This window comes from Amphritea atlantica (assembly GCF_024347255.1).
GTDB lineage: Bacteria > Pseudomonadota > Gammaproteobacteria > Pseudomonadales > Balneatricaceae > Amphritea > Amphritea atlantica.
Window position 1 is genome coordinate 2589757 of sequence record NZ_AP025284.1, and the last position, 15486, is coordinate 2605242.

The following is a 15486-nucleotide window of genomic DNA, read 5'->3' on the forward strand; positions in this document are numbered from 1 at the left end:
GCTGGTTAGTCGGCGGTCAGATCGGAGCGCAAGATTTTGACGCTCCCCCGATCACCATTCCCCACGCCAAAAATCTCAGCATAACGTAATGCGGCATTGGCATGCTCACGCATCAGTGATTCGGCACGGGTGCCCTGCCGGTTTATCAGTGCATCGTAAACAAGGTGGTGCTGAACATTCGCAAACGTCAGGCGCAGGTACTCCCGATCCATCGCGGAACTGTCGATAGCAATAGAGTGCACCGAGGCAAAGGGAATATGGTCGTTAAGCATGATGGCGCTCTTGACTGCACCATTACCGCAGTTATCAATGATGGTGTTATGAAATGTCATGTTCAGGTCGTGAAACGTAACCACATCCCCTTCATCAATAGCCCCTCGGGAAAACAGCTGATCACCCTGATCAAGACACTGCTTAAGCGTATCGCGAACACTCTCTGTCAGCCCGACCTCAGCTAGCAGGCGTGCAGCCATCCCCTCGAGAACCCCCCGCACATCAACCGCATTCCTGATCTCTTCAGTGCTGATCTGACGCACAGCATAACCCCGTGCCCCCACCGTCTGTAGCAACCCCTCCTGCGCCAATAGCTTCAGAGCCACCCGGATAGGGGTGCGTGAAACACCTAATCGCTCGGCGAGCGACTCTTCCCGCAGTCGTTCTCCCGCCGCAAGATCACCGTTCACAATCATCTGTCGTAACGACAGAATAACCCGTTGCCCCTGCTTACTCATCCAGACTCCCGCTCAATATTCGGTCTACTTTCAACACCCGACACACCTGACAACTTGGATACAAATACCAAAAACTTACACCCAAAACAAAAAACAAATACCCGCCTATCTATATGTTTTTAAATAAATAAGCCGATAAAACAAACCTGATAAAATATATCACAAACAAAATAACTTTACATTTTTGAATCCAATAACCTATATTCGTTGAAGCATTGCCAGGGCATGCAAGACCTGTACTTAAGAGTATAGGTCAACGACGCTGCCGATGAAGCGCTTAGATGCTGCAACAGATAGCCCGGGGGGCTGCAATAAAAAACTTAACCGATACACTATCATTAATACAAACCTATATAGCTAATAAAAATAAACAGATGCAGATCTGACCATCCCGCAATAGCTCAGCAACAACTCTTTCAGGGATAACGTAAAGCCCGGGTGACAGCTGAACAGATCTGCGCATCATCAATATGATGAATTATAGGAGCAACATATGTGTAAACTTCTGACCCGTTTAACCGCGGCAGGCCTGCTATCGGCCGCACTTCTCTCGCCCGCCCAGGCAGCAGAATTCACTATCCGGCTGGGGCATCTCTGGCCAGCCGTCTCCGGCCCACATAAAAACCTGATTCAACCCTGGGCGGATAAAATCGAAGCGGAATCCGGCGGGCGCATCTCAGTAGAAGTGTACCCATCCGGTACTCTGGCAAAACCACCAGCACAATATGACGCAGTCAAAAACGGGATAATGGATGTAACGGCAACGGTTCAGGGTTATAGTGCAAACCGTTTCCCTCTGACACAAATTGTCGAGCTCCCTGGCGTTGCTAAAGATGCAGTCAATGGCTCCTGCATTCTGCAAAGCCTGCTTGATGAGAAGCTGATTTCTGAAGAGTACGAAGATACCAAACCTATTTTCCTCTATACCCACGGCCCCGGTCTTTTGCACACCCGGGATAAACTGATCAAGGTACCCTCTGATCTGTCGGGCCTGCGCATTCGCCGTCCAACAACGGTTGTCGCAGAGCTGCTGACAGAGTTAAATGCACAACCAGTGGGCATGCCGGCACCCGGTTCATACACGGCGATGCAACGGGGCGTGATTGATGGCGTCGCGTTTCCATGGGAAGCGATGGCGTCTTTCCGGCTCAATGAGCTGACCAACACCCATACAGAAGTGGGCGGTCTATACACCATATCCTTTATCGTCACCATGAATAAACGGGTCTATAACAGTCTACCAGCGGACCTTCAGGCCATTATCGACAAAAACTCAGGCCTTACATGGGCTGAGAAGGCAGGTGAAGTGTTTGACGCACTGGATGTGGTAGGCAAAAAGCAGGCGAAGGATGCCGGCCACGAGATCTTCACCATTGAGGGAGGCGTAAACAACCCGGACTGGAAACCACTGCTGGATAAAGCATCCCAAAACTATATTGACAGCCTTGAAGCTAAGGGTCTGCCGGCGAAAAAAGTATATACGCGGGCCAGAGAGCTAGCCACAAGCTGTCCTTCCTGAACCATCATGGCCTCTGAACCTGAAGGGTTCAGAGGCTTTCACACAATGTTATTCCCCCCTCTCAGACACTAGCGCCCTATCAGCAGATAGCGGCAGACTCCCTCTTCACATCAGCTAAACGCAGACCCATCCCCTGAAGCATGCAGACGCATTTGAGAGAATAAGGCTGACACTGTCACTTTGAGACCTATTTTTATTGATTTAAGTCATCTTCACGATAGCCTGAGCTTTACATTCAACAAGCAAGCAAACCACTACAGGTTGAGTAATGATGAAGTCCAGCCCGTTTCAAAGCATTCGATTCAAACTTTCAATCGCGATGGTCATACTGACCCTGGCGATCCTGATCATCGCAGTATCCGGCAAAATTCTGACAGATGAGATGAAATCAGGTGTAAACACCTTTGGTCAGAACTACCTGCCGGCGATTTCAAGCATACTTAACGCAGACAGAGACCTGTACCAGGCCAGAGAAGCCGAGCTGGAATATCTGCTGGGCAATACCAGCGATAAAATTCTCAACGATTTTAATGAGAATGCTCAGCAGGCACTGGATCGGATGAATAAGTACAAAGCGCTGATGTCAGAATACCCCGACATCATCCGCAAACTGGATGCTTTTGATACGCGCTTCAGTGACTGGAAAGCAAAAGCGGATCGGGTACTGGCGCTTATAAAAACCGGTAATACCGACCAGGCACGCGCCCTGAGCGATGGCGAGGCGCAAACCGCCTTCAAAAAACTCCGAAATCTATACAATCTGGCAGGTGAAGAGCTGGATGCACAATCGATCCGCGAGCGTGACCGGCTGGAGCAACAGATCTCGACAGTGTCTTTTGGCCTGGGAGTTTTCATTTTCATCGTGCTGATTATTGCCGGCGCGCTCACCTACTTAACACCGAAACTTCTGGTCACCAATATCCGCCGGCTTACCACAAGCATCCAGGAGATCAGTGAGGGCGATGGCGACCTGACTCTCAGAATAAACTCCGATCGGAAAGATGAACTGGGTGAGTTAGCTGATACTTTCGATACTTTTGTCAGCAACCTTGAAACACTGATATCTGACATCCGCCATCAGGCGGAGTCAATGAACAGCAGTTCAGCTCAACTGGAGCAATCGGCTGACAGCAGCATGAAAATTGTTAATGAGCAGAGCCAGGAGGTCGAGATGATAGCAACCGCGGTGGAGGAGTTTAGTACCGCCATCCGCGACGTCGCTGAAAACGCTCAGCGTACAGCCTCAGAAACCGCTAAAACCGTCGATATCTCCCACAGAGGCAGGGACATAATTAATGATTCGGTGATTAAGTTCCAGAGCCTGACCCGCTCAGTTACCAATTCAGAAGAGGTGATAGGCAACCTGGCTAAAGAGTCTGAAAATATCGCTTCAGTGCTGGATGTTATCAGAGGGATAGCCGACCAAACCAACCTGCTTGCCCTGAATGCCGCAATAGAAGCCGCCAGAGCAGGCGATCATGGCCGTGGGTTTGCCGTTGTATCCGATGAGGTTCGTTCGCTGGCCAGTAAAACCCAGGCGTCCACCGAAGAGATACAGGCGATGATAGAAAAGCTGCAAACGGGGGTGAATCAGGCTGTCAGCTCAATTCGCGAAGGCTCTGAGCAGGTAAACTCCTCTGTCGAACTGGTTGAAAGCACTCAGGACCTTCTGAGTGAAATCGAAACATCCGCCACACAGGTAAACGACATGGCAATTCAGATCGCTTCTGCAACCGAAGAGCAAAGTCTGGTGACGGATGAGATCAACCGAAACCTGGCCCACCTGAGTGATCAGAACCAGGTTTCCAATGAACTCACCCAGAACACCCAGACAATATCGACCTCGTTTAAAAAGGTTGCCAGTGATCTGTACGGAAAAATGAAGCGATTTAAAGTCGGCCATTAAGCAGCACAAACGATCTGGTAAAAAAAAACGCCCTCGACCGGGGCGTTTTTTATAGTGAGATAATTTCGGTTAATCTATCAGTGTATCGATCAGGTCTATCATAAACTCAGTCTGCTCTGAGTCCATGGGTTCCCAGGTTTCGATATCCATACTTTCGAGGACTCCCTTACCTTTCTCATCATCATGCATCGTCAGCAAAGCGGTCTGAATGGCAGGGATATGCTCCGCCATCCTCGGCCCCACCAGCAAGCTGTGATGTACTACACTGATCTGACTACTCACCAGAACACGCATTTTTGAACGGATCAGCTCAGACAACTCATCGTACGCATCTTTGAGGAAAAAACCGGCATCCGCATCACCGTTTAACAGATTTTTCGCTACAACAACATAACTGCTGTGCTGCTTAATCTCAGTATTGTTTTTGTCCAGATCCGCCGACTCCAGCATGATCATACCCATGGTATGTACATCCGGGTCATCTGTGGTTGCTACACGACAGCCAGAGATAAGATCTTCTACCGTGTGAAATGGAGATTCAGCGTTAACGGCAATAATCGTTTCATCAGACTTACTGGCCGGTTTCACTACCGCCTGAAACCCCATCTCCCGCACCAGCATAGAGGCGTCGTAAGGGTTTGCATAAATCAGGTCAAATTTTTCGGCACGAATATCTTCGCGCTGTGCATCAAAGCTATCATACAGTTCAAGATGAATACCGACACCCAGTTTACGCTGCAGCCAGGTGTTGAAAAAATACCACCCTGAAATATGGTCGGGGGCAAAATCAGGGCTGACCGTGAGATTAAATGTCATCTTTATCACTCCTCAGCCAACAATGTTTTGTACAACGCTTCGCTCTCAACAATTTTACTGCGCGAAGGCTTACGCCGAACCGAGGTATAACCAACCAACTGGCCATTACGGATGTTCGGAATCACGGTCGCTTTTACCCAGTAATAGGCGCCGTCTTTACGTAAATTTTTAACATAACCGTGCCACTTGGTTCCCTGCTCTATAGTATCCCAGAGCCCTTTAAACGCAATTGCAGGCATATCGGGATGTCGTAAGATGTAATGATTGGTTCCGATCAGCTCATCTTCCGAGTAACCGGACATATCTATAAATGCCTGATTCGCATGGGTAATAATACCTTGCGGATCGGTTCTGGACACAATCAGCTTGCCATCAGGATAAGGAACCTCCCGGTCAACAATATCTGCTGTGCGTTTCGTACCATCAAAATATGCTATTTCTACGGTACGTACTTCTCCTGTGTCTTGCTCAGACATACTTACAGCCTTCTTCGCTCAGGCACCGCACATCTTCCCTGATAGCTGTTAATCCATAACCGGTGCCAGATGTTTACGATTAAAGGATCTTACCGATCGCCTCTGCCGCACGCTTAACGTCCAGGAATATAAGACCCAGACGAGCATTCGGTTTAGCAACAACAGTCAGTACTGAGTCCTGATTCGCATGGGTCATCAGGATATAGCCCTCGTCCCCTTTGACCAGTACCTGCTCAAGTTCACCCCGGGCAAGCTCTTTTGCAGTACGCTCCCCCAGAGACAACATGGCAGCACTCATTGCACCAACGCGGTCTTCATCCATACTTGATGGCAGCAGCGCCGCAATCATCAGACCATCTGTAGAAATTACCGCAGAGGCTTCGATATCAGCAGATGTGCCGTTGAGATCACTCAAAATTGAGGTCAGCATCTCAGAACGCATAGAACACTCCTTCCATTTATTTTCCCTATATGGGAGTTCATTAAAACTATTAATTAGTAATCAAGGTATCGACGAGCCAGGCTCGCCAGTATTTCAGCAAACGCCTGCTGATTCAGTTTAGGCATATCAGATATCACCAGCGTGAAGCGTTGATGACCGATATAGATCACCCAAAAACCCAGCTGGCTTTGCCCTGCCGCGTTCATGATGCCCCAGGAGTCTCCGGCTACTTCCAGATCGCTGGTCAGAATATGTTTATGACGTTCCTGCAAAGAGAGCAGATCTGCGGCCAGTGCCGCCAGGTTTTCTGATTGTTCAGCAGAATACCCCGTTGAAGAAAGGCAAAAACCCTGGTCATCTGCCAACAGCGCCTTACCACTATCAGATATCTGCTGCAGAAGGTCGGGCAGAATATCCTCAAGCGGACCCCGCTTAATCTCAGGAGGTGATTCAGATAGTGCAACAAACCCCCGGTCGAGTAACTGCTGGAATAAGCCCATTGCCTGGGTCTCATCCAGATCAGCCAGCTCAGCCACCAGTTCCAGCGAGTAGAGCAATTCAAAATCAGTAGAGAGCAACTGCAACAACATCGCCCTCGCGTCATCCGGGGCTGAATTTAATGTGGCAAAGTAAGCTCCGCTAGGGGTGATAGCGATATAACGAATGGAGTCCTGATTGTAATCTCCCACCAACATATCTCCGGCTACATTTTTATTAGTTACTAAATCCCTGAATTGCCACATTACTACAGAAGAAATTAAGGGCCATCAACTGCTGCTTATTTCGACCGGAACGCTCCCAGGGCGTAGGCGGCAGTCATAAATGAAAACACATAACGCTGGTGAATCTTGAGGACTTTAACCACTTCCAGCGCTGACAGACTATGCCTTCCCCACAAACTACTGATCGTAGTTGCGTGAGGTATTGCCAGCAGACGCTCAAAATCAAGCCCCTTAGTCAGACGATGGGGTTGCTCCGGGTCTATATTACGGTTAAGACGCCCTTTCGATGTCCAGAGTGCCAGCTTCCAGATCATCTCATCACTTTCCACCAGTAAAACTTTTGATCCGGTCACACTGGGACGCTCGAGATCCAGATCCGGACGCACTTTCAGCGTAAGCTCCTGATAACCAAACCGGGTAAGTGCAAGCGGAATCAGAAGGTCTTCACTGAAATCGAAAAGAAACTTCTTATGTTCAGGAATATAGGCCAGCGTTCCGGGCAATCCGGTAATTTCCACCGGCACCTTCTGCGCCTCGCCTTCAACAATAGCCTGCTGCAAAATTGCCAGCAGGGTAGAATCCTCTTTAAAGAAAACCCTGCGCCGCTGATCCGGTTCATACATATTGACATCAGGGGCGTTGCCACAACATTCATAGACCATCTGATAGGAAAGCCGGGCTTTGACATCCTGGGGTTTCTTTTCTGCAGCTTTACGCCCAACCGGCACGGCCACTGCTGACTCAACCTGTGCCTTAGGAGGAGCAACAGTATCAGCCTCAACCTTAACAACGTCGTCTTCACTCTCCGGGTTCACCGGGGCGGGCTGGTTATCAAGCTGAAACCGCTGCCGTACTTCAGAAGAGTTCTGATCACGGTCTGAGGTGATGGTTTTATAATCGGCCATTGCCTGGCGACCCGTAGCCAGGCGTTTCTGATACGCCTGAAACGCTTTTTCACCTTCATTGCGCACCTGATTATCAGGTTGCTGATCGCCATCAGCAGGAACAAAAGACTCAATTGCCTGGTTGATCGCTTTAATCAGACGTTTACCATCGAGGGGTTTGCGTAGCGTCTCAAATCCGGGAAATTCATTCTCAGTGGCAGTAACTGCAATAATTGGGCGGCTATTACGATATTGCTCAACAACCGGTTTTACAGCCGGGTGTTCCATATCGATGATCAGAACATCAGCATGCTCAGCCGAGACCAGACTGTACATACTGCGGTGCTGCATAAAGAACAGATCCATCGCTGTTTTCGATTGCAACTCAAAGCCGACGATTCCCAGCTTAATGACATTGCTTGCAGCACGCTTATTCAACTTGATATGAGATACCCCCACAACTACGCCCACCCCGTTATAGTGAGAAATTAAAATAGAGACTAATGCAGTGAAAAGCTACCGTTACAAAGCACAGATTTCTGTTTGTTTAATTGCAACAATCTGTAATTATCGCCATCTGCCAGAGCTTCCTGGAACAGTTCAAGATCCTCTTTTCTGATCAGATCGGCCCCCTGCTCCAAAAGTCTTTTGCGCAACGCCTGCCCTTTACCTTCGAGGGTCAGAGACAGATCCAGCAGCGCACCGGTCAGTTCAGCCTCATCATGGCATAAGATAGACAGATACACCCGCTGCACCTGATTACGCAGGTTATTGGGCCGGGAGGCTACCAAACGATTGAAATGATGCAATAAAACAGACTTGTGTGGCCCGTCATAGATTAGCTCTTTACCCTCTAATGCGGTAAAAAGAGTCTCAATGTTAAGAGCATTTAGCCCTTCAAGCTCAGCATTCAGTTCCCAGCCGGAAACTGCCGCCCAAATTGGTGAATTCACAAGCCCGCCCTCTACTACTAAGATTTACTGAATCCGACAACTGTTGATCACTCAACCGGACTAACTAGTAACTAACGTTAATATAAATACATGTGCTTGGGTATTGATAAGTACACATTTTAGTGACTTAAGTTGAATAATACATAAATCGCTCAGCCTTTTGTGATTCTCAAGAGATAACCTTGATCTGCATCACATAGATCTCACCCGCTATTTTAACTATGAATACATTAACTTAGCCAGTTATTCACTATACCTAAATAAAAAGCATCAGCGGTTAAACTTCCTACAAATCTTAACTTTAGAGCACATTTAGGCTAAAATTTATGCGCCAATTTAAGCTAGTTAAGCCAGGCTTAAGTTAGGCGTCTAAGATTACCGGCCAACTGTCAGAGAGTCGCGTACCAATATTGTCTGACAGAGATAACAGATGAGAGGTATATCGTGCTTGAAGCTTACCGTAAACATGTAGAAGAACGCGCCCAGGAAGGCGTGCCGGCAAAACCACTGGATGCAGATCAGACTGCAGCGCTGGTTGACTTATTAAAAAACCCACCTGCTGGCGAAGAAGCATTTATCCTTGACCTGTTGGAAAACCGTGTACCTGCGGGTGTTGACCAGGCAGCCTATGTTAAAGCTGGTTTTCTGGCTGCTATCGCAAAAGGTGAAGCCGAATCGCCACTGATTGACAGGGTTAAAGCCGTTCAACTACTCGGCACCATGCTGGGTGGATATAACATCCAGCCACTGATCGCTGCACTTGATGACGATGATCTTGCGCCGACTGCTGTAAAAGCTCTGTCCCATACACTGCTGATGTTTGACGCATTCCATGATGTGAAAGATAAAGCTGACGCAGGCAACACGTTTGCGAAACAGGTTCTGGAGTCCTGGGCAGCTGGCGAATGGTTTACCTCTAAGCCTGAACTACCCGAGAAGATCACCGTTACCGTATTTAAAGTACCCGGTGAAACGAATACAGACGACCTGTCCCCTGCTCCCGATGCCTTCACCCGGCCGGATATCCCATTGCACGCCAATGCGATGCTGAAAATGGAGCGTGAAGGTATCGAACCCGTTCAGCCAGGCTCTGTTGGTCCGCTGAAGCAGATTGAAGAGGTAAAAGCAAAGGGCTACCCGGTTGCCTACGTAGGTGACGTAGTGGGTACCGGCTCTTCGCGTAAATCTGCTACCAACTCGGTACTGTGGTTCTTCGGTGACGATATTCCACATGTACCCAACAAGCGCGCTGGCGGTTACTGCTTCGGCGGCAAGATCGCTCCTATCTTCTTCAACACCATGGAAGATGCAGGAGCACTGCCGATCGAAATGGATGTAGACAAGATGAATATGGGCGATGTCGTAGACATCTATCCCTATGAAGGCAAAGCAGTCAATGCTGAAACCGGCGAAACACTGTGTGAATTCGCACTGAAAACACAGGTACTGCTGGACGAGGTTCGTGCCGGTGGTCGTATCCCGCTGATCATTGGCCGGGGTCTGACTGATCGTGCCCGGGAGGCGCTTAGCCTGGGTCCGGTTGATCTGTTCCGCAAACCTGAACAGCCTGCCGATACCGGTAAAGGCTACTCTCTGGCTCAGAAGATGGTGGGTAAAGCCTGTGGCGTCGAAGGTGTTCGCCCCGGCACATACTGCGAACCTAAGATGACCACTGTAGGCTCTCAGGACACGACCGGTCCGATGACCCGTGACGAACTGAAAGATCTGGCATGCCTTGGCTTCTCTGCCGACCTGACCATGCAGTCTTTCTGTCACACAGCGGCTTACCCTAAACCCGTTGACGTACAAACGCATCACACTCTGCCAGACTTCATCATGAACCGCGGCGGCGTATCCCTGCGTCCAGGTGACGGTGTCATCCACTCCTGGCTGAACCGTATGCTGCTGCCTGATACTGTTGGTACCGGCGGAGACTCTCACACCCGCTTCCCGATTGGCATCTCATTCCCGGCAGGTTCTGGTCTGGTAGCCTTCGCAGCTGCGACCGGTGTTATGCCTCTGGATATGCCTGAATCGGTTCTGGTGCGCTTCAAGGGCACTAAACTGCAGCCAGGCATCACCCTGCGCGATCTGGTTAACGCGATCCCCTATTACGCGATCAAACAGGGCCTGCTGACAGTTGCTAAATCAGGTAAGAAAAACATCTTCTCCGGTCGTATTCTTGAGATTGAAGGTCTTCCGGACCTGAAGGTTGAACAGGCGTTCGAACTGTCTGACTCCGCAGCTGAACGCTCCGCAGCGGCATGTTCTATCAAGCTGGATGCTGAGCCGATTAAAGAGTACCTCAACTCCAACATCACCATGCTGAAGTGGATGATTGCTGAGGGTTACGGCGACCCACGCACAATTGAGCGCCGTATCAAGGGCATGGAGGAGTGGCTGGCTAACCCTGAACTGATGGAAGGCGATGCTGACGCAGACTATGCTGCCGTAATCGAAATCGATCTGGAAGATGTTAAAGAGCCCATCCTGGCCTGCCCGAACGACCCTGATGACGTTAAGTTGCTGTCGGAAGTTGCCGGCACCCACATCGATGAAGTATTCATCGGTTCCTGCATGACCAACATCGGCCACTTCCGCGCCGCTGGTAAGCTGCTGGAAGCCTCTGGTGCATCTATCCCAACCCGTATGTGGATCGCACCACCAACCAAGATGGATGCCGCTCAGCTGACCGAAGAGGGTTACTACAACATCTTCGGTAAAGCGGGTGCACGCATCGAGATGCCGGGCTGTTCACTGTGTATGGGTAACCAGGCCCGTGTCGGAGATAACACCACGGTTGTGTCCACCTCCACCCGAAACTTCCCCAACCGCCTGGGTACCGGTGCTAACGTCTTCCTGTCCTCTGCCGAACTGGCCGCGGTAGCAGCACTAATTGGTAAGATCCCGACTGTTCAGGAGTATATGGATTACGCGACTAAGATCGATAGCATGTCTGCCGATGTTTACCGCTACCTGAACTTCGATCAGATCGACTCTTATATCGACAAAGCATCTAACGTGATCGCCACGGCGTAATCGTTAGATAACCCGATAAGACCACTAATGCTTACTTAAGCATCAGAGCGATAGAAGGGTTTGACAGAAAATCCGATGTTGATATCAGCATCGGATTTTTTTTGCTTCATCGCACTTTATCAAAGGATGCCAGCATATTCGATATGCTGTGGAGCGATATAACAGCCTGAAATAACCCCGCCAAAGAGGACACGGAGAGCACAGAGAAAACCTTATAAATAGCGTTTCTCCATGCCCTCTGTGGTAAAACATTTCCCTGATACTTTTCAGCGTCAAGTATCAGGTCTCCACCTGTCAGTTATAGGGCTGTTTTCTGAAACGCCGGGCGTTCAGGTTTTTGGCACGCTACATTTGGCAAAATCTCAGCTAACCAAACGCGGGTCTCTCTGAGGTCAGAATGAAAACTAAACCGCAAGCATAAAAAAAGCCCTGAAGGATCAGGGCTTTTTGTTAGTCACATGATTTGTGATTAAAGACGAACAGCCGGGATAGCAGTATGCGCTACGCTCAGGTCCTGACTCGGTGGAACGAAAGAGGTCAGGTTGATACCTTCAACGGCTTCTTTGTACTCTTCCAGAGTCGGGAAGCGACCCAGGATAGTAGACAGAACAACCATTGGCGTTGACCCCAGCAGAGACTCACCTTTCTTCTCTGAACTATCTTCTACAACCCGGCCCTGGAACAGACGGGTAGAAGTGGCCAGTACAGTATCACCAGGCGCTGCTTTTTCCTGGTTACCCATGCACAGGTTACATCCAGGACGCTCTAAGTAGAGAATGTTTTCATACTGAGTACGTGCCTTTTCTTTTGGATGTTCATCATCAAAAGTGAAGCCAGCGTATTTCGCGAGAACATCCCAGTCACCTTCCGCTTTCAGCTCATCAACGATGTTGTACGTTGGTGGAGCAACAACCAGTGGCGCGTTAAAGGTGATCGGACCTTTCTTCTCCAGGTTACGCAACATCGCAGCGATGATCTGCATATCGCCTTTGTGGACCATACAGGAACCAATGAAGCCCAGATCTACCTTACGTCCATCATAGTAAGAAGCGGGACGGATCACATCATGGGTGTAACGCTTGGAGATATCTTCGTTGTTTACGTCCGGGTCAGCAATCATTGGCTCATCGATTGCGTCAAGATCAACAACCAGCTCAGCGTAGTACTTAGCGTTATCGTCCGGAGCCAGTGCAGGTGCTTCGCCAGATTTAACTTCCGCGATACGCTTGTCAGCCAGGTCGATCAGGCCTTGCAGCATGCCCGCTGCGTTATCCATACCTTTGTCGATCATGATCTGGATACGGGACTTAGCCAGTTCCAGAGACTGGATCAGCGTTTCGTCAGTGGAGATACAGATAGACGCTTTCGCTTTCATCTCTGCAGTCCAGTCAGTGAACGTGAACGCCTGGTCAGCCAGCAGAGTACCGATCTGTACTTCAATGACACGTCCCTGGAATACGTTTTCACCACCGAACTTCTTCAGCATCTGCGCCTGAGTGGCGTGTACGATGTCGCGGAAATCCATGTGAGGCTTCATAGAGCCTTTGAAGGTTACCTTCACAGACTCAGGGATTGGCATAGCGGACTCACCTGTCGCCAGTGCGATTGCAACAGTACCGGAGTCAGCACCGAAGGCGATACCTTTAGACATACGGGTGTGGGAATCACCACCAATGATGATTGCCCGGTCGTCAACGGTGATGTCATTCAGTACTTTGTGAATAACGTCAGTCATTGAGTGGTAAACGCCTTTCGGGTCACGTGCTGTGATTACACCGAATGCGTTCATGAACGCCATCAGCTTAGGTGTATTGGCTTTAGCTTTGTTATCCCAAACAGATGCGGTGTGACAACCAGACTGGAAGGCACCATCAACACTTGGAGAGATAGTAGAAGCAGCCATCGCTTCCAGTTCCTGACAAGTCATAGGACCTGTAGTGTCCTGAGAACCGACGATGTTCACTTTCACGCGAACATCAGAACCTGTGTGCAGAGGCGTCTTAGAAGTAACACCAACAGCATTACGGTTAAAGATTTTCTCAACCGCAGTCAGACCCTGGCCTTCGTGAGAGATCTCTTTAGATGGCGCGTAAACCGCTGGCGCTTCAACGCCCAGCGTTTCAGCAGCGAACGTTTGCAGTTTCTTACCGAAGGTTACCGCGTAAGAACCACCCGCTTTCATGAATTCAACTTTTTGCGGCGTGAAAGCGTCGGCTACGTCAACCAGCTCCTGGTCGCCGTTGTAGAGCTTCTTCGCTTTAGTATCGATGGTCAGAACCGTACCCGTTGCAACAGAGTATGCTTCTTCCAGTACAGGATCACCGTTTTCGTCACGAACAACTTCGCCGTTTGCGTCAGTTTTCTTAACCCAGTTTTTCAGGTCCAGACCGATACCGCCGGTTACACCAACCGTAGTCAGGAAGATAGGCGCAATACCATTAGTACCAGCAACGACCGGACGATTGTTGATGAATGGGATGTATGGAGAGGTTTTTTCACCGGCCCACAGTGCCACGTTGTTAACACCTGACATACGGGAAGAACCTACCCCCATGGTGCCTTTTTCAGCAATCAGCATCACTTTGGCGTCAGGGTGTTGCTTACCCAGCTCAACGATCTCCTGCTGAGCTTGTGGCGAGATCATGCACAGGCCATGCAGTTCGCGGTCAGCACGGGAGTGAGACTGATTACCCGGAGAGAGTAAGTCAGTGGAGATATCACCCTCAGCAGCAATGTAGGTAACCACTTTGATCTTCTCTGGAATATCATCCAGCTTGGTGAAGAACTCAGCTTTTGAGTAGCTTTCCAGGATATCTTTAGCGATCGCATTGCCCGCTTTGTAAGCATCAGCCAAACGAGTGTAGTCAGCATCGTACAGGAATACCTGAGATTTCAGAACCTCACCTGCAGCAGCAGCCTGAGCGTCGTCAGACAGCGCGATATCCAGCAGCGCTGCAACAGATGGCCCACCTTTCATGTGAGATAGCTGCTCAAGAGCAAACTCAGGAGATATTTCGGCAACCGTTTCTTTACCCAGAGCGATATCTTTCAGGAAAGCGGCTTTAACGCCAGCCGCTGGAGTCGTACCAGGCAGCGTGTTGTAGATGAAGAAGTTCAAAGATGCTTCGCGATGCTCATTACCAGTGTCTTTAATCTGGGCAATGATTTCAGAAAGTAGCTCTGCGCTATCAATCGGTTTGGGATTCAGGCCAAGGTCCTTTTTACGAACCTCAATTTCTTCTAGGTAGTCAGAATAGTAACTCATAGCGTAAAGCGTCTCGTCTCAGTTAATTCTAATTATGAATCTGCGGCAGATTATAAGGAAAAAGCAACAAACAGCTCAATGAAAACAGTTTAAATTGCGCTTATAGTCGGTATAAATAAAATAAATGGCAACAAAATCAATCTGTTCCTGATGGTATACATTGGTTGTAGATCTACATGTTTTTGCAAATTTGGGATAGCTGCTCCTTTGCTGAAAAACAGTAATCATTCAGGAAGGATGCTTAATTTCAGGTTGACCAATATAAGTCAGTCGTTATTTATGACACAGCTGTTTGACGGATGCTCGTGTCCATAGTGATTTAATCGATCGGTCAGAACCATCCCCTCGCCTCTTACTGGCTTCAGTTTAGCAGCCCGGTGGCTTCATATGCTGATTCTGTCCCAGACCCTTCATTTATTCTTTTGACTAGCCCCCTCTGCCATTCTGCATTGCACAAACCCCGTCCGGCAGCACTTGAAAAAGGTCAAAACAGTCTATGCACACTAGCAAATAGTCGTAGATTGTATGAAATATAGACGAAAATAGCGCCAGCAGCCTTGCTTTAAGCTATCTATCCGATAACATTGTCGACAATCTTAACAATGTAATAATTTATGTTGCAGGTGATAGCGGTTCGTTTGACAGCTGAATATATGACGAAGCAGGGAGATCGGGCGACTCCACCAATGACCGGGGCTCGTGCAAACAGCTTATAGGTTCAGCAGCATCCCAT

11 protein-coding genes are annotated in these 15486 nt (G+C 49.1%); 3 read left to right on the top strand and 8 right to left on the bottom strand.

The window, feature by feature from the left end:
- Positions 1-5: 5 nt before the first annotated feature.
- Positions 6-731 carry a GntR family transcriptional regulator gene (locus OCU43_RS11910; protein ID WP_091355361.1) on the bottom strand — a complete coding sequence of 242 codons (726 nt, stop codon included), beginning with the start codon at positions 729-731 and terminating at the stop codon, positions 6-8.
- Positions 732-1224: 493 nt separating this feature from the next.
- Here OCU43_RS11910 and OCU43_RS11915 point away from each other — a divergent pair, with 493 nt between their 5' ends.
- Together OCU43_RS11915 and OCU43_RS11920 are read left to right on the top strand one after the other, a co-directional pair.
- Complete coding sequence (locus OCU43_RS11915) at positions 1225-2250, top strand: TRAP transporter substrate-binding protein (protein WP_091355362.1); 1026 nt, start codon at positions 1225-1227, stop codon at positions 2248-2250.
- Between the two features lie 268 nt (positions 2251-2518).
- A complete protein-coding gene (locus OCU43_RS11920; protein WP_091355365.1) occupies positions 2519-4156 on the top strand; it encodes a methyl-accepting chemotaxis protein in 1638 nt (545 codons plus the stop codon).
- Between the two features lie 69 nt (positions 4157-4225).
- On the opposite strand, the gene OCU43_RS11925 is transcribed toward OCU43_RS11920, so the two are convergent.
- From OCU43_RS11925 to OCU43_RS11950, 6 genes are all read right to left on the bottom strand, one after another.
- Positions 4226-4972 (bottom strand): phosphate/phosphite/phosphonate ABC transporter substrate-binding protein, encoded by a 747-nt coding sequence (locus OCU43_RS11925; RefSeq protein ID WP_091355367.1) that lies wholly within the window; start codon positions 4970-4972, stop codon positions 4226-4228.
- Positions 4973-4977: 5 nt separating this feature from the next.
- Positions 4978-5448, bottom strand: coding sequence for a PAS domain-containing protein (locus tag OCU43_RS11930; protein ID WP_091355369.1), 471 nt, complete (start codon positions 5446-5448; stop codon positions 4978-4980).
- Positions 5449-5527: 79 nt separating this feature from the next.
- Entirely contained in the window at positions 5528-5890 is a 363-nt protein-coding gene (locus tag OCU43_RS11935) for a roadblock/LC7 domain-containing protein (protein WP_019622314.1), read from the bottom strand.
- Positions 5891-5943: 53 nt separating this feature from the next.
- The gene (locus OCU43_RS11940) at positions 5944-6579 is read right to left on the bottom strand and encodes a hypothetical protein (protein WP_091356224.1); all 636 of its coding nucleotides are present in this window, start codon (positions 6577-6579) and stop codon (positions 5944-5946) included.
- A gap of 89 nt (positions 6580-6668) precedes the next feature.
- Complete coding sequence (locus OCU43_RS11945; RefSeq protein WP_091355371.1) at positions 6669-7955, bottom strand: hypothetical protein; 1287 nt, start codon at positions 7953-7955, stop codon at positions 6669-6671.
- Between the two features lie 41 nt (positions 7956-7996).
- Entirely contained in the window at positions 7997-8449 is a 453-nt protein-coding gene (locus OCU43_RS11950) for a hypothetical protein (protein WP_091355373.1), read from the bottom strand.
- Between the two features lie 444 nt (positions 8450-8893).
- On the opposite strand from OCU43_RS11950, the gene acnB reads away from it, so the two are divergent.
- Entirely contained in the window at positions 8894-11488 is a 2595-nt protein-coding gene (gene acnB / locus OCU43_RS11955) for a bifunctional aconitate hydratase 2/2-methylisocitrate dehydratase (RefSeq protein WP_091355376.1), read from the top strand.
- A gap of 469 nt (positions 11489-11957) precedes the next feature.
- On the opposite strand, the gene OCU43_RS11960 is transcribed toward acnB, so the two are convergent.
- A complete protein-coding gene (locus OCU43_RS11960) occupies positions 11958-14753 on the bottom strand; it encodes a bifunctional aconitate hydratase 2/2-methylisocitrate dehydratase (RefSeq protein WP_091355378.1) in 2796 nt (931 codons plus the stop codon).
- Between the last annotated feature and the right edge of the window lie 733 nt (positions 14754-15486).